We start from the raw sequence: 22,972 nt of genomic DNA, 5'->3' as shown, positions 1-22,972 counted from the left end.
GGCTATATCGAGAGAGTGAAAATGCCTTAATGATTTAAGTCATTTCCGAAAACAACTTTCTGTTAGGATAATTAGCACATATTTTAACGGCATCAATGCAATGACTCGCACTCTCAAACCCGACGTGTCCTCCTCCCCCTGCCTGCTGGGGGAGAAAAACCCGGATATAATCCAGCAAGACGCGGCACCTCAATCCGTGGCCTTGCTTAACGGGCTAAGCCGCGTATTCGGAATCAGACTGAGTGGGAAACAGGACACCCCGGACACAAGATTTCTCGGCGACCTCACCCGACTGTTTCATCAGCGCCGAGTCGACGCTGAAACCCAGATGGAAACACACGACACCCCCTGGGCCAACGTCTACCTGATCCAGTACGGGATAATGCGGCTGTTCCGGGAAGCGCCCAGCGGGAAAGTTGCCGTGCATCACTTTTTTACCGAAGGCGACATGGTCTGGCCGGTCTTTGGCCGCAGCCGCACAATACGCAACACCCTGTGCCTCACGGCGGTTACACCCGCTACCGTCTGGGTTGCCGATTTCAGTGCATTCCGGGCTGCCATTCAGGCCCATGGCGAAGGCCTATGGCCTCAGTTTGCAATGGCCCTGACCGAAGAGCTGGCGGAACTGACCAGTATGCGAGAGTTTCGCAAGCACACCATGTCTGCAAAAGAGCGTTATCAGCTATTGATAGAAGAATATCCAGAGCTGGTTAAGCGCGTACCCGATAACCAGCTGGCCTCATGGTTAGGCGTAGTGCCTGCGACTTTCTCCCGGCTCAAAACCGGTGCGGTAAAAAATAATTGAGAGAAGCGTACTTACACGACAGAAGTGCAGACACCGCTCACCAGCGATGCCTGCACCTAATCAACACTTAGTGTCGCATTGAGTTCTTACTGACCGTAACTATCCACATCAACTTTGGAATACACCTCATCCCAATACAGCTGGGTTAGTTCTTCATGGCTGCCTACATCGCTCACGAGACCCACCCACTTCGTCAGCAATGCACGAAAGGTCTCAACCATTTCCGCAGAAGATTCGAGCCCGTACGTATCAGCGTACTTGGTAGCAATGGCTTTAAGGTCCTGCTCGATAAACTCCCGAGTCGCTTCTACCAACGCAGCATCAGGTTCATGAATCTCAATTTCTTTTAAGTCTCTAGCTGTCGCCATATTCATCGCGGCTGCCTGAGCGTAGCCCCAACTCAGAGCACTGGCTTGAGTGGCAGAAGCATGAAGCATTGTTTTACGCTCACTGGCAGCAAGGCTATTCCAAACATCTGCATTGATGTTGTTGGCGACACCCGAAAAGACGCCTCCAGGCATGTTAGGCGTCATATCGGAGGTCACTTCCATCAATTTGACAATGGTTAGCTCCGGAGCAGAATGCACAGTGCAATCAACAACGCCCTGGCTCAGAGCTTCGTAGGTTTCGTGCTGGGGGACAGAAACCGGAGTTGCGCCAACTGCATTGGCCCATCGCGCCCATTGAGCTCCGCCGATACGCAGGCGCTTACCTTTGATATCTTCCAGCGTACTGACCGGCTTGTTGCAGATCAGAAAGTATGACGATGTCCCACCGCCACCGAGAAACAGCTGGTTTTGCTGTTTGTATTCCTTAACGCAACTCGGGCAGTTAAAGAAAACATACTCTGCCATCGCACCCGCAAAGGCCAGGCCGGCCTTCTCGGTTGGTGCATCCGTCATTTCAATCAGCATTGTAAGTTCGGTGGCCAGATTGGTGCTTGGGAACTCCGAAGGAAAGTAAGGCGTCAGAACCAGCCCACTATCGGCCATGCCGTCCCGGATTCCTGGTGGGATCTCGCTGAAACTAAGCAGAGACTGCGCATAAACTTTGGCAGTCAGATCTCCACCAGAGTGATCTTTGACATCACTAGCAAAAGCCTCTGCAGCATCGGCACCTATAGAGCCGGGCGCATAACCTGTTGCATAACTTAGCTGTCTTGCCTCGACCACACTTGTCATGGATGCAGCTGCCAGAATTGCAGGCAACAAGCCACGTCTCACGAAATTGGGACAGTTCATTATTATTCTCCTGAATGCTTTCAATATTTTTATAATCGGTTGCAGAAGTTCGCCAAGTCAGAATATCGGGAACTCTCGCCCTCCATATCATGTTGGGAGTAAACCGGAATCTTCGACATCGTCGGAATCGACGAATCTTCCAACCATCGCCACATTCTGTGTTCAATCTCGGGCCGTCCTTTAGCTGCCAGAAGAGGTTCAGCATTTTTCGTCGTTTCAGACGATGTCTGTTATCCCTCCACCGAATCATTATGGATAAGGGACCACGAGCTGCACGTGCCTCCCCCATCAAAAACAATATGCTAGAGGTTTTAAAATGACAGCAGTCACTCCCAAACCGCTGTGGCAGCCAAGCCAGGCGCGCATTGATCAGAGCCAAATCAAAGGTTTTATGGATTGGCTTGGCGAGAACAAATCGTTGCACTTTCGTGATTACAATTCCCTGTGGGAATGGTCAGTGGAGTCTCTGGAGGACTTTTGGGCAGCTTTTTGGGAATACTTTGGTATTCAGTCAACCACTCCGTACAAAAGCGTCCTGAGCAGTCACCAGATGCCAGGCGCTGTATGGTTTGAAGGTGCACGACTGAACTTTGCAGAGCAGGCTTTTCGTTTTCATCAGGAAGATTCAGATCGCGCGGCCATTGTTTCCCGTTCAGAGTTACGCCCGACCGAAACAATCTCCTGGGGCGAAATGCGCAGTCAGATCGCATCTGTTGCATACACACTCAGGCAGATGGGAGTAGAACCGGGGGATCGGGTTGTTGCCTATATGCCCAACATTCCCGAGGCCGTTGTGGCGTTTTATGCCTGCGCAAGCATCGGCGCTATCTGGTCAAGCTGCTCCCCGGACATGGGCGTGCGCAGCGTAACAGATCGTTTTCGGCAGATTGACCCGAAAATCATGCTGGCAGTAGACGGCTACCAGTATGGGGGAAAGAAGTTCGACCGGCTTGAGGTTCTTAAAAATCTCAAAATCGAACTGCCGACATTGGAAAACGTGATTCTTTTACCCTATCTCGACCCAGACGCCCGTCTCGAAAACGCGACTCTATGGGATGATTTATTAGGACACGACATTCCAATGGAGTTTGAGCACCTCCCCTTTGATCACCCCTTGTGGATAGTCTATTCGTCCGGAACTACCGGGATGCCGAAACCTATTGTCCATGGTCACGGGGGAGCCCTGCTCGAAGGTGTGCTCGGTCACGGCTTACATCTGGACCTGGGCATTCGCGATCGATACATGTGGTTCTCGACTACCGGCTGGATTATGTGGAATTGCCAGATCAGTGGCCTCTTGCTCGGCGCCACTATTTGCCTGTTCGATGGTAATCCCGGGTATCCGGACCTGGGAACACTCTGGCGGTTTGCCGAAGAAGCTGAAGTTACCTTTTTCGGAGCTGGCGCAGCATACTATCTGGGCTGCCTCAAAGCTGGCGTTGACCTCAGAAGCATTGCCGACCTGAAGCGGATTCGTTCCATTGGGTCAACTGGCTCTCCGCTACCGGAACAAGGGTACCGTTGGATTAACGACCAGTTTGATGACGTACTAATAGCGCCTATCAGCGGGGGCACTGACGTGGCGGCATTCTACGTTGGCTCCTGTCCGATCATGCCGCTTTATGAAGGTGAGATGCAGTGCCGCACATTAGGAACCGCGGTTTACGCGAAGGATGACGACGGGAATACCATAGAAGACGAAGTGGGCGAGCTGATTGTCACCAAACCCATGCCATCCATGCCTCTGTATTTTTGGGGGGACAAGGATGGTCAGCGCTACCATGAAAGCTATTTCGATGTGTTTCCACAGTGGTGGCGACATGGAGACTGGGTTCGGATAACACCTCGTGGTGGCGCCGTCATTTACGGCCGGTCAGATACGACGATCAACCGCCAGGGCATTCGAATGGGCACCAGCGAGATATATCGCGTGGTTGAAGAAGCGCCGGAGATTGTAGATAGCCTGGTGGTAGATCTGGAATACCTTGGGCGCGAACCCTACATGCCGCTGTTCGTAGTGCTGCGGCGCGGGGCGGAGTTAACGAGTTCTCTTGATCAGCGCATTCGTAACGCCATACGTACCCAGCTATCAGCCCGGCATGTGCCAAACGACATAATCGAAGTGTCTGAAATCCCCCGGACACTGACAGGCAAGAAGATGGAACTGCCGGTTAAAAAGGTCTTACAGGGCGCCTCACGGGAGAGTGTTGCCAATCCAGACGCAATGGCCAACCCCGATAGCCTTGTCTATTTTGAGCAGTTTGCCAGGCAACATAAGACTGCGATTGTTTGACCAAGCGGCCTCAGGGAGTCGCGGGCGAGCTACATAAGCCCGCGACCTGGCACAGCACACATCAAATGAGCCCGTGACGCCTCGCGATTGCAACGGCCTGTGTACGGCTGGACGCATTCAACTTGGAGTTAATGCTTCGTAAATGAGTTCGTACGGTGCTATCAGAGACAAACAGCTTTTCAGCCATGGCGCTGTTTGAATACCCTTCAGACAACAATTGCAGAACCCGGGTTTCCTTTCGCGTCAGTGAATTCAGTATTGGCTCGTCCACTTCGGGCACGATTGCTGGCGGCAGCACTATTGCTGGTCCAAACGCTTCAGTCAGACCCTCGAGATAGCTAACGAAAACCGGGTCACTCTGATGCCCGGCCGCTCTGAATGTCTGGAGGTAAATTTTGACGACCATGCCTGCTGCCGAGCCTTCGTCCACAAACAAGCGGACATACCCCTCAGCACAGCAGGTTGGCATAATATCCGCCATTACTACGATCGAGTCTTCGAATCGATTACAGCGATACAGCGCAATTGCTTTGAACAGTTTTAGTTTCAGTACGCGTCGATATAACGAACTCTCTTGCGCTTCTTTTATTTCCTGCTCAAGAGGTGAGAGGGCAGATTGCGCATCACCAACAAGAACCTCCCAGCGCAAACGAGCCATTTCTATATACTGCAGATCATTGGCAGGCATCCTGTGTTTACGTACACGCTGCCAAAGCTGTTCATTCCCGGCCCTGTCAAGCTCCTGCTTTGCCGCATCACCGCGCCCCTGCACCAGAAACAGTCGCGAGCGCTCCAGCCGCGCAGTCGCCACTACCCTCGGTAGCTTTCTGGTTCTACCCAAGTGTTCAAGCTCAGTCAGAGCCTGAAACGCCCGATCAACATCGCCGCAGTTGAATGCCAGTCTCGACAGCATAATATCGCTAATCAACATGTGGTCCGGAAGACCAGCCTCCCGCACCAGCGGACCGTATACGTGCAATAAGCGGGCAGCCAATTCCAGATTATTGGCCTCATAAACCGTATTTGCATGTAATACACCCGCCCAGGCATTCCCGCTGGTATGACTAAAATCATACGTCGAGCTTGTAGCGCCGACGGCCAGGCGAAAACGCGCAGCTGCCTGCTTCTGCCGACCTTCCTGGAGGTCAATCAAACCTTCCAGAGACTCGGAATACATGGAGTTAAATGAACTCGAGTGACTGAACTGGGCATCCCTGGCTCCGTCAATGAGCTGGCGAGCCCGGTCATAAAGCCCCATAACAGAAAAAACATTCGCTCTGGAGTTAATCGAAATAATATCTGCAAATGGGGCATAGCCAGAGAACTCCCCATCTCCGGCACGCCCTAGCTCACTGGCTTCCTCATAGCGATCCATCATGCACATCATCAGCGGCTTGAACGCCAGAATATGTGATTTAATTACCACGCTCTCTGAGGCTTCCAGATTTGTCATCGAAAGCATTTCAAGCGCCTCATCAGGGCCACGGGTAAACCCGATAGCCCAGATGTAAATCATTTCGAGAAGCTCATATTCTTTAAGCTGCTCCATTGGCAGATCACCCAGCCAGCGGGCAAGAAGCTTCATTCGCCCTTGCGACAACAACCGCCCGGCATGTGCTTCCAATAGCACCATTGCACGGCCAAACGCCCGCCCTTCAATAGCATGATCAATCGCAGGGACAACCCGCCCCGAGTTTTCGTACCAGTTTGATGCTGCAAGGTGAAGAGCGGTGACATCCTCAGGATATTGTGCGTGCAATTCAGCACGTAAAAACTCTGCGAACAAACTGTGATAACGATATGTAAGCTGCTCATGCTCTATTGGTGCAAGAAAAGCACTTCGGGTATCCAGATGGCGCAGCATTGCACCACTGTCACATCCCGGCACAAGTGCATCACAGAGAGACGGAGTCAGGTGGCGAAGAATACTTGTGCGCAGCAAGAAGTTCTTGATCCCGTCAGACTGCTGAGCCAGTACGTCGTGAGAAAGATAGTCAGCGATCGCATCATTCTCACCAGAAAAACGCTGAATAAAAGACTGAGGGTTCTTATTGCCTTCAAGTGCCAACGAGGTCAGCCAAAGCGCGGTAGCCCACCCTTCTGAACGATTGTGCACCCGAATGAGATCATCTTGCGACAACTCCAGCTGGCGCCTGTTTACCAGAAACTCGGTTGTCTCCTCGACAGAAAAACGCAGCTCGGAAACATCAATTTCCAGCAGCTGGCCCCTCGCTCTGAGGCGCCCAAGGCCCAGCTCCGGCAAATGCCTGGAACCTACAATGATCTGTCCATGAGCTGGCAAATGCTCAACTATTTCCCGGATAAGCCCAAGAACAGACTGTTCATGTATTTTCTCAAAGTCATCAATGAACAGCGCAAAAGCCGACCGGTTTTCTGATAGGCGGGCAACTATATTAAATGCCGCCTCGCTGGCGGTTTGTTTCTCAATCGCCTCACCACTGGTTAGACGATCATCACTATCGGTTAGTCGTGAGACTGAAGCATTAAGACAAAACAAAAATCGTGATACGTCATTATCAGCATCATCAATAGTGAGCCAGGCCGTCGCAACACCAGACGCATTCATCCGGGACATGCTCTGGGTCATCGCTGTAGTTTTTCCAAACCCTGCAGAAGCACGAACAACTACCAGCTTGGCCGCAGATGCAGACAATATTTTATGGCACAGCTCAGCACGCTGGACCTGAGCAGCTCTGGATGCGGGTGGGTTGAGTTTGCTCACCATGAGAACACGCTCAGGCGTGTGGGAAACGGACATAGTGCTTAACGGCTCCAGTATTAAATCGAATACCAACTACTCGCTCAGTGGGGTTCATGAGCACAGCTGTTCATTTCTGACCGCCTGGACAACAACACAAAATCCTATCACAACAGGCGAAGTTTCCTCTTTAAAACTATCGGCCTCACAACCATAACTCTCGAATTCGTCGGATACGACGATGTTGCACTGACCCGCCACGCTTATTCTTGATTTTGCCTCTTGTCAGCAGTGCAAGTATTAGCCTTGCTGCAGTCGATGCTGATGTACACGGATTCAATAAAAACAAACAGACCCTCTCCCGGGTCGTAGTGGAGACAGGCATGTACGGTACTGGACGACTTCTGTCTATGGTCACAAATTTAATGACCATAATCGGCGGGCTGGCAATTGCTCTCATGATGTTACACATCACTTTAGATATTGCCAGTCGCTATATTCTGAACTCGCCCATACCGGGCACCATCTCCATTGTTTCCTATTACTACATGGTTATCGCGGTCTTCATCCCTCTGGCATTCGCCGAACAAAAAAATGCTCACATTTCCGTAGAAGTAGTCACAACCCGCCTCCCATTGTGGATACAACACCATTTGGAACGCTTTTCCTTCCTTTTGTCTGCAATCGTTTTTTCGCTACTTACTGTCCGCACCTGGGAAGAGGCAGAAAAAAAACGGAGCTTTGGCGCTTCCGTCATCCAAGGCAACGATTCGATTCCTATCTGGATTACCTATTACGTGCTGCCCATTGGCTGTGGGCTCATGGCGCTGGTGGTTTTCTACAAATTAGTGAGCTCCTGCCTCGGAACAAAATCGGGGCTGGATGTTTCCAGAGCCCAAGCTGATGAACTGGACGCTGATGACGGGATGGGGAAATAACAATGTCAGATGTACAAATTGGGCTTTCCGGGCTCGGAATACTGGTTGCGCTTCTCGCTTTACGGGTACCGATTGGCGTGTCCTTGATAGGGGTTTCGTTCGGTGGTCTCTGGTACATGATGGGTTGGAATATTGCGTGGGGATCCCTCGGCATTATTCCTTATCAGTTCGCTTCAAACTGGGTGTTGAGCTCAGTGCCAATGTTTTTACTATTGGGCTTTGTCTGTTACCACACTCAGCTCACTCAGGGAATGTTCCGCGCCGCTCGAATGTGGCTGTCTGGCGTACCTGGAGGGCTAGCAATTGCGGCCGTATTCGGGTCCGCTGGTTTCGCTGCGGTTTCTGGATCCTCAGTAGCCTGCTCGGCGGCCATGGGCCGGATTGCTGTCCCGGAAATGATTCGCCATCGCTACCACCCGGAACTGGCCACCGGCACAGTTGCGGTGGCCGGCACTATTGGCGCCCTGATACCGCCGTCAATAATAATGATTCTCTACGGCATTATCGCTCAGCAGTCTATTACCGGGCTGTTCCTCGGTGGCATCAGTGCAGGTATTCTGACCGCGATTGGCTACGTCGTAGTAATCCTGGTGCGGGTGAAATTGAACCCTTCGCTTGCGCCAGACACCAAAGAAATCATCCCTACCGTCCAGAAAATCCGCGCTTTGAAGGACACCTGGCCAGTATTGTTGATTATGATCGGCATATTCAGCGGCTTATTCGGCGGGATATTCACAGCTACCGAAGCAGGTGCCGTCGGCGCATTTCTTTCATTGGTGGTGGCAGCGCTTAAACGCAGCCTGTCCTGGACGCGTTTTCGTAACGCCATTGTTGAAACGCTGATGACAACCGGAGCGCTCATCATCATCGCAGTAGGCGCCAGCCTGCTTACCCGCTTCCTTGCGTTGTCCGGAGCCGGTGATTATTTGTCGGAGCTGATAATAAGTCTGAACTCAGGCCATTTCATGCTGCTTCTGGCAATCGTCTTGATCTATGTGTTTCTGGGAATGTTTCTCGAACCCATCGGAGCCATGCTGCTGACCCTGCCCATCATCTTGCCAATCGTAGACAACGCTGGCTTGAGCCTGCTTTGGTTTGGTGTAGTACTGACTAAACTGTTAGAGATCGGCATGATAACACCGCCCATTGGCATGAACGTCTTTGTGATCAAAAGCGTTGTAGGCAACCTGGCTTCTACCTCCGCTATTTTCCGCGGTATATTCTGGTTCCTCGTTATGGACTTTCTGGTTCTGATATTCCTGCTCGCCGTCCCGGATTTTATTCTCTACCTTCCCTCCCTGGAATGAGCCGCCACTTCAGCGGAACCGGCCCTTGAGGCGAAGGGAAGGGGGCGCGGGTATTTTCGAAGCCACAATCAATACGCCCAAACCATTGCCATTAAAAGAACCCACGCAAGCAGGGATGCCGCCATAATGGTGTAGGTCGCAGACATCGTGAGCACGTCGTCCTGGGTGCGACCGCACATGGATCTGAGGCCCTGGTAGACCAGGGTACAAGACAACGCCATGGCTGCCAGCACAACGATCACACTGAATGCCACGGAAGGCACAAGCAACGCCAGCGACGAAAGCCACAGTGGTAGCGGTGCAATTGCAGCAAGCAAATAGGCGTTGTTGTAACTGACATCCAGCTTGTGGCTCTCCGCCACAGCATGAATCAGCCAGCCCATCACGAAAAACGTCAGTAACTCTGCCAGAAAAAGAATGGTGGTAATGAAGCGCCATTCCTTGCCTGCGAACCCGGCAATGAAGTCATCGCCATAATGGGTGCCAGCGTAGTAGAGCATCACAGGGGGCAGAAGCGACATGGGCACCACAATGAACCATGCGAGCATGGGGATGGAAAGCTGTCGGCTTTGAAGTTCGCTCCACCCCCCATTACTGGAAAACGGCAGTTTAAGCATGCTTGAAACGTTCATGATGGGCCTCCTTACTGTCAGGCGGGTGCATTTGCCTCGCATGACAGCGTTTGCAATATTATGATGACTTTTACTTATTCGTTTTAGGCGCCTTCCTCCAGACCGTCAATAAACCGGGATGACCTTGAACAAGTCACGCAACGAGCGCTCACGAAAACCTCAGGCCTTCTGGCTGTTTTTCCCGGCGGCCAGCCTGCTGGCAACCATTGCCGTTCCGCTTTCTGTGTGGGCGGTCTGGTCCGGCACGGGATTTCCGGCAGGGTTGCTCGGCGCCGGACACGGCCATGAACTGATTTTCGGTTTTGCACTTGCCTTGATTGCCGGTTATACCCTCGGGCCTCAGCTTGCCTCCGTGCTTTATCCGCTTTTTGGCCTTTGGCTGGCAGCACGGCTGAGCTGGATATTCTTTCCCGACACTCTTATCGCCCAGCTCCTTGGGCCGGCCTTTGCGCTTCTGCTTGCCTGGCATGTTGCGCCACGTTTTAACGCGGCCAAGAAGTGGCGGAACCGCATGGTCGGCCCGCTGATACTACTGATCTGCTTGCTCGCGGTCGCTTTTTGGCTCTCGGCTGAACAAGGTATCCTGAACTTTTCATGGTTACCTGGCCCATTCAAGCTTATGCATTCAGCCATCACGGGGCTGTTGCTGTTGATGACGTTTATGGGCGGGCGAATTATTGCTCCGGCTGTCGCAGGCACTCTGGAAAAGAAAGGCATTCCTCTCGAAGCCCGCGTTCAGCCGCGTATCGAAGGCATGCTGATTGTCGTGCTTGGCTGCGCGGTTTTCTTGGTGGCGTTTCCAATAGCGAATGCGGTTACCGGCAGTCTGCTGGTAATCGGATCGGGGCTGATAACTCTGCGCGCCTTGCGCTGGAAACTGTGGCTATGCCCGGAGCGACCGGATTTGCTGGTTCTGGGGGTGGGCTACCTCTGGCTCGCTGTTGGCGCGGCTGCGATTGGCCTGGCATTATTGCGTGAAACGGCACTGGCCCCGGCGCTGCATCTGATCACCATCGGCGCGCTGGGAACCCTTTCCACCAGCGTGATGCTTCGGCTGGCATGGCAAAGAAGCTATCGGAAGCCACCCGCTGCAGGAGAGGTCTTTCCGATCGCAGCGATTCTATCCGGGTCTGCCATCAGTCGTTTTTTTGCAGGCGAATCACCTTTCGCCGAACCTTCACTGTTATGGCTATCCGCAAGCCTCTGGGCGCTGGCTTATCTGTGGGTAACCGCAAGGCTCTGTATTCTCGGGCAACACGCACACAACCGCCGGAAATGAGTGGCTACCTCTCCTGCGCCACCCATGAAAATGATTACCTACTTGGTAATATGCCCACCACAAGTAACTGAAAATAAAGGCTTAAAAAACCCAACACTCTTACCAAAAGATCAGCGCTCAGCCTGACTCTATCCGCAGACGCTTTACCTTGATAAATATCATGAATGAACGGGCGCCTCACTTTGCACAATGGTGTCGAGAAGCCCTGGAGCCGCACCCAATGCGTATCAGGGCACGCTAACCGAGGGAGTATTGTTATGGCTAAAACCAACGCCGACATCGAGCACTGGGATGTCGAAAACGAAGAGTTCTGGGAACAGCAAGGCAAGCACGTTGCCTCCCGTAACCTGTGGATATCCATTCCCAGCCTGTTGATGGGGTTTGCGGTATGGCTGATGTGGGGAATGATCACTACCCAGATGAAGAACCTGGGTTTTGATTTCAGCATCGAACAGCTTTTCACTCTCTCGGCCATTGCCGGTTTATCTGGCGCGACTCTCCGGATTCCGGCCTCGTTCATGATTAAAATTGCCGGCGGGCGCAACACCATATTCCTGACCACCGCCCTGCTGATGATTCCTGCTGCCGGTACCGGCTTTGCGCTGATGAACCCGGACACGCCGTTCATCGTATTTCAGGCTCTTGCTCTGCTCTCCGGTATCGGGGGCGGTAATTTCGCCTGCTCCATGAGCAACATCAGCTCTTTTTACCCCAAGAGCAAGCAAGGCTACGGTCTGGGCATGAATGCCGGCCTGGGCAACTTCGGCGTTACCACCATGCAAATCCTGATTCCACTGGTCATGACGGTCGGCATGTTCGGGTTTATTGCAGGCGACCCCATGCAACTTCAAAGCCCCAGCGGCACGTTGATTGGCCGGATTGAAGCCGGCACAGACACCTGGATCCAGAACGCCGGCTTTATCTGGCTGGTCTTTTTGATTCCCCTGGCTTTTGCGGGCTGGTTCGGCATGAACAACCTGAAGGTCGTTACCCCGAATCCGGGCAACCCTGCCTCAGCATTCGGTAAAATTCTCGGGCTTTATGGTGTCGGTATTCTAACGTCGGTTGTTGGGGTTTGGGCCCTCACAATCATGAATATGTGGCTGGCGTTGCCACTGACCATTGTGCTGACCGTGGTGCTGCTGCGCCTGATTCCTGGCGACATCAAGCCCAACATTAAAAACCAGTTTGCCATTTTCAGTAACAAGCACACCTGGTCCATGACCGTGCTTTACATCCTTACCTTCGGCTCATTCATTGGTTTCTCGGCTGCGCTACCGCTGTCTATCGGCGTTATCTTTGGCAACATGATGGAAGTGGCTGCTGACGGCACCATTACTCGTGTCGTTAACCCGGACGCCCCGAGCGCACTCACCTGGGCATGGATGGGGCCATTCGTAGGTGCCTTGATTCGTCCGGTAGGCGGCTGGATTTCTGACAAGATGGGCGGTTCTATTGTCACCCAGATCATTTCTGTGGTGATGGTGGTGGCTTCGGTAGCAACCGGCTACGTCATGATGCTGGCTTACAACTCCACAGACCCCAACAGCTACTTCGCACTTTTCCTCATTCTGTTCATCGTGATGTTTGCTGCCAGCGGTATCGGCAACGGCTCCACCTTCCGCAGCATTGGCTTTATTTTTGATCAGCAGCAGAAGGGCCCGGTACTAGGATGGACCAGCGCCATTGCGGCCTACGGTGCCTTCATCGCGCCCAAACTTCTGGGACAGCAGATTCAGGCAGGAACACCCGAGGTGGCCATGTATGGCTTTGCAGTGTTCTACGCACTGTGCCTGGTCGTAAACTGGTGGTTCTATCTGCGCAAAGGGGCCTACATCAAAAACCCGTAAGGACCTGACAAAAGCCCTTTACCTATACCTGCAACTCGCCCGAGAGAAATCTCCGGCGAGTTTTTTCGTTCTTACAAAGGGCGTTTATCACCTTCTAGCTTTCTACCTCCCTTATCCTTCACTACTTACCTCTCTCCCGGCCGCTCCCTGCCTCGTTCCCTCTTTCCCTCTTTCCCTCTCGGACTGTAGACAGGCAACCCTTGATTGGGCTGCACTGTGACGAGCCTGTATACCGTCGGCAACAGGAATACATCCAGGCCAAGTTGAAGCGATCCAGTCACTCCCGTTGATGGAGTCAGTAGGCGTTTACATCCTGCAAGGAAAGAAAGACGTATGGTCATCAGAGTAGGTTCACAGAGCTATCAGGGAGGTGACCGACTTCTCTTCAGGAGAAAGCAAGGCACGGCGCCTGTACATGGCTTGGTTCAGAGCCGGCCAGGTATTCTGCCAAGTCCAACCAAAAAAGCCCCGCCGGGATCACGCCCGGCGGGGCTTTGGTTCAAGCTTTACTATTTTGGCATCATGCCTTGCCGGGAGCTGCCTGACGCTTGCGCTCTTCCTCTTCGATCTGAAGATCTACCGAGGACACCTCGTACTCTTCCGCAAAGCCGGACTCCGGCTCTTTCAGCCACATAACGCACAGCACCCAACTTACAAAGGCGCCTGCAGCAATAATCAAGAAAAACTGGCTGGGTGTTACGAAGGTGAAGATAGTCAGGTAAACCACTGCACCCACGTTACCGTAGGCACCTGCCATACCTGAAATCTGCCCTGTCAGACGACGCTTGATCGACGGAATAATACCGAAGGTTGCGCCTTCTGCACCCTGCACAAAGAAGGAGGTAAACACAGTGATTGCCACAGCAATGATCAGTGGCCAGCTTGAGTTGAGCAGCCCCATCAGCGCAAAACCAACCGCAATGCCGAACATATAGCTGAGCATCACGAAACGACGGTTACCCATACGATCAGAAACCATGCCTCCCATGGGGCGGGCAACCAGATTCACGAAAGCAAAAGACGCGGCAACCATACCTGCAGCAGCCGCACTCAGGCTCCAGGTTTGCTCAAAAAACATCGGCAGCATGGAGACAACGGCAAGCTCGGCACCGAAGTTGGCAAAATAGGTACTGTTCAACGCAGCAACACTGTTAAACGGATACTTGTCGTCTTCCGGAACACCTTTTTTCAGGATAGGCAGGTTTACTCGCAGAATCTGCACAATCTGATAGCACACGATCGCAACAATCACTGCGTAGCAGATCACCGCACCGGTCACGCTCAGGTAACCCATGTTCTGTATACGCCAAACCAGGATTGCCAGAACACCAATCAGGGGGATGGTCCACAGAATCAGTTTTACCATATCACCCCAAGTGCTTACTTCCAGCGCAGTCGCCTTGCGCGGCTTGCGGTGTACAGTGCCTACAGGGCCGTCGGTAACAGCGAACCAGTAGTAAACGCCGTATAACGCCATCACGATTGCGCTCTGGGCGATGGCCCAGCGCCAGCCGTCTTCACCGCCGTACATCTGCAAAGCAATGGTAGGCAAGGTCAGCGCCGCCGCTGCGGAACCAAAGTTACCCCAACCTGCGTAGAAGCCCTCGGCAAAACCAATGTCACGAGGTTTGAACCACATGGCGGTCATATGGATGCCGACCACAAAGCTGGCACCGATGGAGCTGAGCACCAAACGACTGACCAGCAGCTGGGTCATGGTGTCGCCAAAGGCGAAGGTGAGTGCCGGGATCGACATCAGAATCATCAGTATCGAGAACACCCGGCGTGGGCCAAAGCGGTCAAGGGCCATGCCCACAATGATCCGCGCAGGGATCGTCAGAGCCACGTTACAGATGGCGAACAGGCGTAAGTCGTCCGGGGTCAGCCAGTCGACGCTCTTGAGCATGCTGGAGGCCAGCGGCGCCATGTTGAACCACACGTAGAATGTGATAAAGAATGCGATCCAGGTCAGGTGCAGGGCCTTGATCTCTGGATTCTTGAAACCGAATACATCTGCGACTTTCATTTAAGCCTCCGGGGGCTTTCAGTTCTTTACAGTGACGGCACCTATCAGCAGCTGGGCAGGATAAGTAGCGGGCATTGCACACGGCGGGCAAGAAACGAGCTGACCTTGCCGAACGTCATGTAATCCAGCTCGTCCACGAAGTAGTTCAGCGAGCGGGCGATCAGGCCACCGTCCACCTCGTCACTGTGGCGAGCAATCACAAGCATTCCGGGTTTGATCTTCTTCTCCGCGGCGTAAAGCAGCATCTTTCGGGCATCACCCTCCAGAAGCAGGGTTTCCGACTTAATATCCTCTCTCTCGCAAACCACCTGTGCATCCATAAGGTGCTGCTTCAGCTCAGCGAGCTCTTCCTGAAACATGTCCTCGTTTCCGGCCGTAATGTCCCTGGGGTTTTCGGCCACAGCCACCAGGGCAATCTGCGGCTTCAGCTCGCGAAACATCGTGATGGTCTGGACCAGAGCCAGCTTTGCGTTTCTGGAGCCGTCGTAGGCAATCATAATTTTCATAGCAATCTCCGGTGGCGGTAATGCCCTGCGCAGGCAGCGCGCCTATTGATATTGGTCAGCATTAGCCCACACTCCTTACCGGCACATAATTGATACAAATCAAGACTTGCGACAGCTACCCCACCAGAGCAATCAAGTACCTACCTCCAAAGCATGATTCCCCTAGATCAACTACCACCAGGGCGCCATGTAGGAGGTACCTCCAATGCTCTCACCGGGAAAACCCGGGGTTTGGTATGGTTAAAGAGGTTGAAAATACGGGTCAGCAAACGCAGGCAAGGAGGACCAATACAGTGATTTCGCCAACCAAACCGCAGCAGTACCGTGCACTGGGTCTTTCAACGCTGGCATTCACGCTCTGTTTCGCCGTATGGACGATCTTTTCCATCATCGGCATCCGCATTGCTGAAGACCTGGGACTTTCAGACACCCAGCTTGGCCTGCTTATGGCCACCCCCATCCTCACCGGGTCCATTAGCCGTCTATTCCTTGGTATCTGGACAGACCGTTACGGCGGGCGCTGGGTGTTCGGCATCCTCATGCTCGCTACCGCATCCTGTGTTTACCTGCTCACCTTTGCCACGACCTATCCGATGCTGCTGGTTGGCGCACTGGGCGTTGGCCTTGCGGGTGGTGCTTTTATAGTGGGCGTAGCCTACACCGCCGCCTGGTTTGAGCCGGCTCGCCAGGGCACAGCTCTGGGCATCTTCGGCGCAGGTAACGTGGGTTCCGCCGTAACCAACTTCGGAGCGCCCTTTTTGCTGGTCGCGTTTGGCTGGGAGACCACCGCCCAGATCTATGCGTCTGTATTGGCGGTCATGGGCATTGTCTTTATTCTGCTGGCGAAAGAGGATCCGGTTTCTGCGGGCCGAAAAGAACACGAACAGCAGCGTTCGTTCATGGAGCAGATGGAGCCGCTGAGAGATCTGCGGGTGTGGCGCTTTGCGCTTTATTACTTTTTCGTGTTCGGAGCCTTTGTGGCTCTGGCGTTATGGCTACCACACTATCTGATCGGCGTTTACGGGCTGGACATAACAACAGCAGGCATGATCGCAGCGCTCTACACTATTCCAGCGTCTCTGTTTCGCATTCTTGGCGGTTGGATGTCTGATCGTTTCGGCGCAAGGCGCGTGATGTACTGGACGTTTATCGCATCGGTTGTCTGCACTTTCCTGCTGAGCTATCCCCCAACCGATTACGTGGTGCACGGCATCGAAGGCGATGTTCGCTTCACACTGGAAATGAGTCTGCCGGTATTTGTAACCTTGATTTTCACCCTGGGCTTTTTCATGTCACTGGGTAAAGCCGCTGTTTACAAACACATTCCCGTTTACTACCCGATGCATGTGGGTGCAGTCGGTGGCGTCGTCGGAATGATTGGCGGGCTGGGCGGGTTTATCCTGCCACTGACCTTCGGTGTTTTAAACGATCTTACCGGCATCTGGCAGAGCTGCTTTATGCTGATGTTCGTCATCGCTGCGGCCGCATTGGCCTGGATGCATTACGCCATACGCTCAGCTGAGCGAGTTGAGTGGGCTGAAAACAGAGAGCAGACCGACCTGCCGGAACTGGCATCACCGCAATTGTTCTATCCTCTGAACCGCAAACCCAACAACGAAGGCGGCACAAGCGGACCATCGCAGCAGGGCGAGTGACGGCCGCTTGTTGAAATCTCTGTAACAAGGCTGTTCCAGCGCTGGCCGGGCCATTAGAATCAGCACACCCGATTTCACCTGGAGCAGTACAGACCATGCCACCGGAAATGTCTCCCGTTGCCGGCTTCAACCAGTTGCGCCGAATAGAATCCAGCACCCTCTTTCAGGGTGCGGTCATAACCATCATCATTTTGTCTGCCCTGACAATCGGTGCGAAAACCTATGACCTGCCGCCACTGGTTGAGCAGTCTCTGAGTGTGATGGATAACGCCATCACCGTATTCTTCCTGATCGAGATTCTGTTTCGATTTGCGGTCAGCCCGGTCAAGCGGCGCTTCCTGATGGACGGCTGGAACCTGTTTGACACGCTTGTAGTGATTGGCAGCCTTATCCCTCTGGACAACTCGGAAGCCGTACTGCTGGGCCGACTGTTAAGGGTTTTCCGAGTGTTGCGTCTGGTTTCCGTGGTGCCGGAGCTGCGCTTTCTGATCAATTCTCTGCTCAAAGCCATTCCGCGCATGGGTTACATCGCGCTGCTGATGTTTATCATCTTCTACATCTACGCGGCGATGGGGTCGATGTTCTTTGCCAGCGTCGACAATGAGCTGTGGGGTGATGTCGCGATCGCGATGCTTACACTGTTCCGGGTGGCAACATTCGAGGACTGGACTGATGTAATGTACGCGACCATGGAGCAGTATCCGCTAAGCTGGATCTACTATCTGACCTTTATTTTCCTCACAGCCTTCGTGTTCCTGAATATGATGATCGGGGCGATTCTGGAGGTTATGAGCGAGGAGCAGAACGCCAAACAGGCTCAGCAAGCTCACGATGAGCGCGATGAGATTGTTCAGCAACTCCGCTCGGTTCAACGCAAACTGGACGAGCTGTCAGAAAAGATAGAGCGCTAGAGGCCCCGTTTAAGCCTTTTTAGCGACAAACTGAACGACTGCACCTTCACCATTGTGAAGTGGACCCTCGTGAATATCACGGACGAGTTCACGGGAAAGGAGAATCTCACCGGGCGCAAAAATCTGTTCCAGCTCCTGTTTGCTGAACATCATGGTTTTATCGCCCGGCCCACCTGTGCCTCGCCCTATTTGATCTTCAGTGTAACCTTCCAGAATTAAATAGCCCCCGGTTCGCAGTGCGTCTTTTGCAATTTGCAGCGAGCGCTTGCGAATATCGGTTGGAGTGTGGGCAAAAATCATGACAACCGCGGAGTAGACGTTTGATTCAGGGGTATAGGTCGCCAAATCGGCCTGCACGGTTTCCAGAGCTACGCCACGACTTTCTGCAAGCCGGGCCGACTTTTGCAATCCGACTTCAGACAAATCAACCGTGGTCACTGTGTGCCCCCGCTCTGCCAGATAAACGGCATTGCGGCCCTCACCCTCGGCAAGACAGAGCACCTTGCCCTTGTTTTCATCCAGTTCGTATTTATTCCACTGCTCCACCAGAAAAGAGTTTGGCTCTTCTCCGTATACATAGTGCTCAGTGTTAAACCGCTCGTCCCACATCGTTTGCTCCGCGTAATTGCCGGTAAAACTCCCCAAGGGCTTTTGGGCTTCAGTTTCGCCGGCTTTGATAGATTAGAAGATTAAAGGTTTGGCCATGGCAAGATGGAAAATGGCTGATACCTGCACCAGCGCCAACACTGCTGCAACAACACGAACAGGGCGCGACACAGTGACTTTCAGCGCGAAAAGCCCTGCCGCAATATAACCCAGCAACAGTACAATTTTGGCCAGAATCCAGCCCTGCTCCAGCGGGTTCCAACCGCCCACAAACAGCAGGCTAATAGCCGCCACCAACAACACAGTGTCGTTGGCATGGGGTATCCAGCGCAAAGGGCCCTGTCGCCAACCGGGCTTTCCCACTGCATCGAGCAGCAGCCGCAGGGCGAATAAGGTTATTGTCAGGTAGGCCGTGGACATGTGAAGGGTTTTCAGGATCACGTATGTACTCATAGATCATTCCAATATCATTCAAAACGATAGCGGCATTGTACGCAAAGATACCCCCAACCGGGTATGTTATTTCTGGCCACACGGGATTAACATATACCTAACATATATGTATTAGCAGGTAACAACATGCAGGCTATCCCTACATCCGCTCAGGCCGATTCCGCCAATATCAGTCAGCTTTTCGGCTACCCGTTCCGCATCTTCTTTTTGTCGATGACGCTGCTGGCACTTGTGGTGATTCCCCTTTGGGTTCTTGAGGTGACCGGTGTCATTAACCTGCCTCTGGCTATGCCCGGGCTATTCTGGCACCAACACGAGATGCTGTTCGGCTTTCTGTCTGCCGCTATCGCCGGCTTTTTGTTGACTGCTGTCTGCGTATGGACTCAAACCGAGCGCACTCACGGCTTCCAGCTAGTGCTGCTATGGGGTGTATGGCTGGCCGGGCGCCTGCTTCTGGCCTTCGGCGCTGACCTGCCTGGCTGGCTGGTTCAGGGCTTTAACCTGGCCTTCCTACCACTGGTAATGCTGGATGCCGGATGGCGTGTCTGGCACGCAAAGCAAAAGCGCCAGCTCATGATTCTGGTCGTTCTGGGCCTGTTGTGGCTGATGCAGATAGGCTTTGTAACTCGCCTGGATATGGCATTCAGCCACGGCGCACTAATTATGGCCATGGCACTTATCAGCATTGTCGGTGGGCGTATCACCCCGGCGTTCACAACCGGCTGGCTGCGGCAGCGCGGGCTGGATGCCGGCGCTGTAAAAACTGTTCCAGCGCTGGACATGGTTACGTTGTTTTCCATGATTCTACTCACCGCATCATTGGTGACAGGCTGGGAAGCCCTCACAGGCACCCTGGCAACCATAGCAGGCACCCTTATGTTGGTGCGCCTCGCCAACTGGAAAGGCTGGCTGGTTCGCAAGGAACCCCTCCTGTGGGTTCTTCACCTATCGATGCTCTGGGTGCCGGTTTCCCTGTACCTTCTCGCGGGCACTCTTTTCGCTGGCTGGCCGTCCAACGCCTGGAGCCATGCGGCAGGCGTTGGAGCTATCAGCTGTCTTATTCTGGGAGTTATTGCGCGGGTGACACTCGGCCATACCGGCAGGCCGCTGATACTACCAAAAGGGATGGTGACTGCGTTTATTGCGATTCAGTTGGCGGCAATAATCCGGGTACTTACCGCGTTCGATATTGTTCCGTGGCACCCGGGCATCGGCAGTAGCAGTTTGCTCTGGATTTTTGCCTACGGCATGTTTCTGGTGCGCTACACAAAAATACTCGCAAGCCCCAGACCAGACGGCCGCGCGGGCTGATAACCGAGATATTTTTTCGTCAGTTTTTATCAGAGCAGGTTCGTGGGGAGCCTGCTCTTTTTTTATTCAATGCCTCCACTTGAGCACCAGCCTCCACTTGCAACTGCACCGCTTAAACGTTAATTATCCACTAATGGTCAATAGCGACTCGCGAAATAACAGCTAAAGTATCAGTAAATCATTCTGTAACAGAGACGATGGCATTATGAACCCGGATCATTTTGACAAAGAAGACCTGATTAAATGCGGTCATGGCAAACTTTTCCCGGGCGCCACGCGGCTGCCCATAGATGAGATGCTGATGGTCGACCGTGTCACCCACGTAGGCACGGACGATGGCCTTTATGGCAAAGGCAGCCTGATAGCAGAGCTGGATATCAATCCTGACCTCTGGTTTTTTAAAGTCCATTTCGTTGATGACCCCGTCATGCCAGGCTGTCTTGGCCTTGATGCTATGTGGCAGCTGGTTGGTTTTTACCTGGCATGGGGCGGCAGCGAAGGCAAAGGCCGCGCACTGGGCGCCGGAGAAGTGAAATTCACCGGCCAGGTTCTTCCTACCAACAAAAAAGTGCGCTACTACCTCGACATCAAACGTGTGATCAACCGTAAACTTACGTTGGCTATTGCTGACGGACGTATGGAAGTGGATGGCAAGGAAATCTACACGGCCAAAGACCTGCGGGTTGGCGTATTCACTTCCACTGATGATTTTTAGGAGCTAGCAAGATGCGGCGTGTTGTTATCACCGGCATGGGGATTGTCTCCAGCCTTGGCACCAATCAGAAAGAAGTAACCCACTCCCTGAAGGAGTCCATACCCGGCATTGGCTTCAGTGAAGAAGCCCGTGACAATGGTTTGCGCAGCCACGTTTGTGGCCAGATTGACCTGAACCTGCCAGAGCTTATTGATCGTAAATTGCTGCGGTTTATGTGTCCGGCTGCCGCCTATGCCTATCTGGCAGCGTGCGAAGCCATTGAACAGGCAGGATTGACCAAAGAGCACCTCACAGCAAACAGCACTGGTGCCGTGTTTGGCACCGGAGGCGCGTCAACTGTTGAGCTTCTCGATGCGATCGACACCCACCGCGCCAAAGGCATTCGTCGCGTTGGGCCTTATCGCGTGCCCCGCACTATGGGCAGCTCAATCAACGCCACTATTTCAACGGCATTTGGTATCACCGGCATCAACTACGGCATCACCTCGGCCTGCGCCACCAGCGCACACGCCATTGGCCATGCTGCAGACCAGATTGCCCTGGGGCGTCAGGATGTAATGCTTGCCGGCGGCGGCGAGGACATCCACTGGACCCTGAGCCTGATGTTTGATGCCATGGGTGCGCTTTCAACCAAGTACAACGATACGCCAGAAAAGGCATCGCGCACCTACGACAAAGACCGGGATGGTTTTGTTATCTCCGGTGGCGGCGGCACTCTGGTACTGGAAGCGCTCGAGCACGCTGAGGCACGCGGAGCCACCATTCTTGCTGAACTGGTTGGTTTTGGTGCCACATCAGACGGTGCCGACATGGTCGCACCCAGTGGAGAAGGCGCCATACGTTGCATGCAGCAGGCCATGAAAAACCTGGACGGCGAAATCGGCTACATTAACACCCACGGCACCAGCACACCTGCCGGCGATGTGACGGAACTGACCGCCCTGAAAACGACCTTCGGCGACAAGATTCCGCCATTGAGTTCTACCAAGCCACTTTGCGGCCATGCCCTGGGTGCAGCAGGCGTTCATGAAGCCATCTACAGCATCATCATGCAGCGAGAGAACTTTATAGCGCCGTCAGCCAACATCGAGAACCTGGACGAAGGTGCCGAAGGTTACCCGATTGTGCGCGAAAGAATGGATAATCAGAACCTGGATCTGGTTATGAGCAACAGCTTCGGCTTTGGCGGCACCAACGCCACGCTGGTGTTCAAGAAGCACTGACAGACCCCGTCAGGATAACCTGACGGAGCGATATTCAGTCGGGGAAGTGCCCATCCAGCGCTTGAATGCCCGGCTGAATGCACTCAGCTCTGAGAAACCAAGCTGTTCGGCTATTTCTACCAGTGGCTTGGTTCTATCCTGCATGTAAGTCAGCGCCTGCTTACGGCGCACATCTTCCAGCAGACGGGCAAAGGTTAACCCTTCGCGCTTCAGTTTCTTGTGAAGCGTATACCGGCTCATGTGTAACTGCGACGCCACCACTTCAACGCCCACCTTGCCTCGGGCAAGCTGAATACTGATCAGTGAACTTACTTTGTTACTCAATGAAACCCGCACCACCTCTGGGCCCAGAGGCTCTGATGCCATCCTGCAATCCTCCTTATTGTGAATACCGACCCTGCCATTTTGGCTCACAGCGTACACATGTTAGCTGAAAATAATCAATAAGACGTTTGAGCAGGATCAAGGGAAAACGCTTTAGCCTGCGGCAGAATAGCCAACC

The 22,972-nt window shown here is 53.3% G+C and carries 19 protein-coding genes; 11 read left to right on the top strand and 8 right to left on the bottom strand.

Annotation, left to right across the window (positions count from 1 at the left end; all coding sequences use genetic code 11):
• The first annotated feature begins 100 nt into the window (after positions 1-100).
• Positions 101-805, top strand: a complete 705-nt coding sequence (locus tag Q4606_RS03135) for a Crp/Fnr family transcriptional regulator (RefSeq protein ID WP_303606628.1) — start codon at positions 101-103, stop codon at positions 803-805.
• Between the two features lie 86 nt (positions 806-891).
• Here the strand turns inward: Q4606_RS03135 and Q4606_RS03130 are convergent, their stop codons facing one another.
• Positions 892-2,046: a C4-dicarboxylate TRAP transporter substrate-binding protein gene (locus Q4606_RS03130; RefSeq protein WP_303606627.1), complete on the bottom strand. Its 1,155-nt coding sequence runs from the start codon at positions 2,044-2,046 to the stop codon at positions 892-894.
• Positions 2,047-2,362: 316 nt separating this feature from the next.
• On the opposite strand from Q4606_RS03130, the gene Q4606_RS03125 reads away from it, so the two are divergent.
• Positions 2,363-4,339, top strand: coding sequence for an acetoacetate--CoA ligase (locus Q4606_RS03125; RefSeq protein WP_303606626.1), 1,977 nt, complete (start codon positions 2,363-2,365; stop codon positions 4,337-4,339).
• Between the two features lie 61 nt (positions 4,340-4,400).
• Here Q4606_RS03125 and Q4606_RS03120 read toward each other — a convergent pair whose 3' ends face one another.
• Positions 4,401-7,118 (bottom strand): LuxR C-terminal-related transcriptional regulator, encoded by a 2,718-nt coding sequence (locus Q4606_RS03120; RefSeq protein ID WP_303606625.1) that lies wholly within the window; start codon positions 7,116-7,118, stop codon positions 4,401-4,403.
• A gap of 323 nt (positions 7,119-7,441) precedes the next feature.
• Between Q4606_RS03120 and Q4606_RS03115 the strand changes: the two genes are divergently transcribed.
• Together Q4606_RS03115 and Q4606_RS03110 are read left to right on the top strand one after the other, a co-directional pair.
• Positions 7,442-7,996 (top strand): TRAP transporter small permease, encoded by a 555-nt coding sequence (locus Q4606_RS03115; protein ID WP_303606624.1) that lies wholly within the window; start codon positions 7,442-7,444, stop codon positions 7,994-7,996.
• Between the two features lie 2 nt (positions 7,997-7,998).
• Positions 7,999-9,303, top strand: a complete 1,305-nt coding sequence (locus Q4606_RS03110; RefSeq protein WP_303606623.1) for a TRAP transporter large permease — start codon at positions 7,999-8,001, stop codon at positions 9,301-9,303.
• 68 nt (positions 9,304-9,371) lie between these two features.
• Here Q4606_RS03110 and Q4606_RS03105 read toward each other — a convergent pair whose 3' ends face one another.
• A complete protein-coding gene (locus Q4606_RS03105) occupies positions 9,372-9,935 on the bottom strand; it encodes a Yip1 family protein (RefSeq protein ID WP_303606622.1) in 564 nt (187 codons plus the stop codon).
• 124 nt (positions 9,936-10,059) lie between these two features.
• Here Q4606_RS03105 and Q4606_RS03100 point away from each other — a divergent pair, with 124 nt between their 5' ends.
• Positions 10,060-11,214, top strand: coding sequence for an NnrS family protein (locus Q4606_RS03100; protein WP_303606621.1), 1,155 nt, complete (start codon positions 10,060-10,062; stop codon positions 11,212-11,214).
• 257 nt (positions 11,215-11,471) lie between these two features.
• Positions 11,472-13,064, top strand: coding sequence for an MFS transporter (locus Q4606_RS03095; protein WP_303606620.1), 1,593 nt, complete (start codon positions 11,472-11,474; stop codon positions 13,062-13,064).
• A 520-nt stretch (positions 13,065-13,584) separates the two neighbouring features.
• Here the strand turns inward: Q4606_RS03095 and Q4606_RS03090 are convergent.
• Both Q4606_RS03090 and Q4606_RS03085 read right to left on the bottom strand, forming a co-directional pair.
• Positions 13,585-15,090 carry an MFS transporter gene (locus tag Q4606_RS03090; protein ID WP_303596649.1) on the bottom strand — a complete coding sequence of 502 codons (1,506 nt, stop codon included), beginning with the start codon at positions 15,088-15,090 and terminating at the stop codon, positions 13,585-13,587.
• 44 nt (positions 15,091-15,134) lie between these two features.
• A complete protein-coding gene (locus tag Q4606_RS03085; protein ID WP_303596650.1) occupies positions 15,135-15,596 on the bottom strand; it encodes a universal stress protein in 462 nt (153 codons plus the stop codon).
• Positions 15,597-15,892: 296 nt separating this feature from the next.
• Here Q4606_RS03085 and Q4606_RS03080 point away from each other — a divergent pair, with 296 nt between their 5' ends.
• Positions 15,893-17,251, top strand: coding sequence for a nitrate/nitrite transporter (locus Q4606_RS03080; protein ID WP_303607000.1), 1,359 nt, complete (start codon positions 15,893-15,895; stop codon positions 17,249-17,251).
• A 95-nt stretch (positions 17,252-17,346) separates the two neighbouring features.
• Complete coding sequence (locus tag Q4606_RS03075; protein ID WP_303596651.1) at positions 17,347-18,162, top strand: ion transporter; 816 nt, start codon at positions 17,347-17,349, stop codon at positions 18,160-18,162.
• Between the two features lie 9 nt (positions 18,163-18,171).
• On the opposite strand, the gene Q4606_RS03070 is transcribed toward Q4606_RS03075, so the two are convergent.
• Both Q4606_RS03070 and Q4606_RS03065 read right to left on the bottom strand, forming a co-directional pair.
• Positions 18,172-18,771: a cyclopropane-fatty-acyl-phospholipid synthase family protein gene (locus Q4606_RS03070; RefSeq protein ID WP_303606619.1), complete on the bottom strand. Its 600-nt coding sequence runs from the start codon at positions 18,769-18,771 to the stop codon at positions 18,172-18,174.
• Between the two features lie 72 nt (positions 18,772-18,843).
• The gene (locus Q4606_RS03065) at positions 18,844-19,221 is read right to left on the bottom strand and encodes a SirB2 family protein (protein WP_303606618.1); all 378 of its coding nucleotides are present in this window, start codon (positions 19,219-19,221) and stop codon (positions 18,844-18,846) included.
• 126 nt (positions 19,222-19,347) lie between these two features.
• Between Q4606_RS03065 and Q4606_RS03060 the strand changes: the two genes are divergently transcribed.
• The 3 genes from Q4606_RS03060 to fabB all read left to right on the top strand — a co-directional run bounded on the left by Q4606_RS03060 (position 19,348) and on the right by fabB (position 22,470).
• Complete coding sequence (locus Q4606_RS03060; RefSeq protein ID WP_303606617.1) at positions 19,348-20,532, top strand: NnrS family protein; 1,185 nt, start codon at positions 19,348-19,350, stop codon at positions 20,530-20,532.
• A 205-nt stretch (positions 20,533-20,737) separates the two neighbouring features.
• Entirely contained in the window at positions 20,738-21,247 is a 510-nt protein-coding gene (fabA, locus tag Q4606_RS03055; protein ID WP_303596655.1) for a bifunctional 3-hydroxydecanoyl-ACP dehydratase/trans-2-decenoyl-ACP isomerase, read from the top strand.
• An 11-nt stretch (positions 21,248-21,258) separates the two neighbouring features.
• Positions 21,259-22,470: a beta-ketoacyl-ACP synthase I gene (gene fabB / locus Q4606_RS03050; RefSeq protein WP_303596656.1), complete on the top strand. Its 1,212-nt coding sequence runs from the start codon at positions 21,259-21,261 to the stop codon at positions 22,468-22,470.
• Positions 22,471-22,479: 9 nt separating this feature from the next.
• Here fabB and Q4606_RS03045 read toward each other — a convergent pair whose 3' ends face one another.
• Positions 22,480-22,836, bottom strand: coding sequence for a helix-turn-helix transcriptional regulator (locus Q4606_RS03045; protein WP_303596657.1), 357 nt, complete (start codon positions 22,834-22,836; stop codon positions 22,480-22,482).
• Positions 22,837-22,972: the final 136 nt, after the last annotated feature.

This window comes from Marinobacter sp. 1_MG-2023 (genome assembly GCF_030549045.1).
Lineage (GTDB): Bacteria > Pseudomonadota > Gammaproteobacteria > Pseudomonadales > Oleiphilaceae > Marinobacter.
This window is presented reverse-complemented; position numbering and strand designations above follow the sequence as displayed.

What these genes read in the sequence shown, in the direction of transcription:
- Q4606_RS03135 (WP_303606628.1), top strand. Translation starts at nt 101, where the DNA reads ATGACTCGCACTCTCAAACCCGACGTGTCCTCCTCCCCCTGCCTGCTG.
- Q4606_RS03130 (WP_303606627.1), bottom strand. Translation starts at nt 2,046, where the DNA reads ATGAACTGTCCCAATTTCGTGAGACGTGGCTTGTTGCCTGCAATTCTG.
- Q4606_RS03125 (WP_303606626.1), top strand. Translation starts at nt 2,363, where the DNA reads ATGACAGCAGTCACTCCCAAACCGCTGTGGCAGCCAAGCCAGGCGCGC.
- Q4606_RS03120 (WP_303606625.1), bottom strand. Translation starts at nt 7,118, where the DNA reads ATGTCCGTTTCCCACACGCCTGAGCGTGTTCTCATGGTGAGCAAACTC.
- Q4606_RS03115 (WP_303606624.1), top strand. Translation starts at nt 7,442, where the DNA reads ATGTACGGTACTGGACGACTTCTGTCTATGGTCACAAATTTAATGACC.
- Q4606_RS03110 (WP_303606623.1), top strand. Translation starts at nt 7,999, where the DNA reads ATGTCAGATGTACAAATTGGGCTTTCCGGGCTCGGAATACTGGTTGCG.
- Q4606_RS03105 (WP_303606622.1), bottom strand. Translation starts at nt 9,935, where the DNA reads ATGAACGTTTCAAGCATGCTTAAACTGCCGTTTTCCAGTAATGGGGGG.
- Q4606_RS03095 (WP_303606620.1), top strand. Translation starts at nt 11,472, where the DNA reads ATGGCTAAAACCAACGCCGACATCGAGCACTGGGATGTCGAAAACGAA.
- Q4606_RS03090 (WP_303596649.1), bottom strand. Translation starts at nt 15,090, where the DNA reads ATGAAAGTCGCAGATGTATTCGGTTTCAAGAATCCAGAGATCAAGGCC.
- Q4606_RS03085 (WP_303596650.1), bottom strand. Translation starts at nt 15,596, where the DNA reads ATGAAAATTATGATTGCCTACGACGGCTCCAGAAACGCAAAGCTGGCT.
- Q4606_RS03075 (WP_303596651.1), top strand. Translation starts at nt 17,347, where the DNA reads ATGCCACCGGAAATGTCTCCCGTTGCCGGCTTCAACCAGTTGCGCCGA.
- Q4606_RS03070 (WP_303606619.1), bottom strand. Translation starts at nt 18,771, where the DNA reads ATGTGGGACGAGCGGTTTAACACTGAGCACTATGTATACGGAGAAGAG.
- Q4606_RS03065 (WP_303606618.1), bottom strand. Translation starts at nt 19,221, where the DNA reads ATGAGTACATACGTGATCCTGAAAACCCTTCACATGTCCACGGCCTAC.
- Q4606_RS03060 (WP_303606617.1), top strand. Translation starts at nt 19,348, where the DNA reads ATGCAGGCTATCCCTACATCCGCTCAGGCCGATTCCGCCAATATCAGT.
- fabA (WP_303596655.1), top strand. Translation starts at nt 20,738, where the DNA reads ATGAACCCGGATCATTTTGACAAAGAAGACCTGATTAAATGCGGTCAT.
- fabB (WP_303596656.1), top strand. Translation starts at nt 21,259, where the DNA reads ATGCGGCGTGTTGTTATCACCGGCATGGGGATTGTCTCCAGCCTTGGC.
- Q4606_RS03045 (WP_303596657.1), bottom strand. Translation starts at nt 22,836, where the DNA reads ATGGCATCAGAGCCTCTGGGCCCAGAGGTGGTGCGGGTTTCATTGAGT.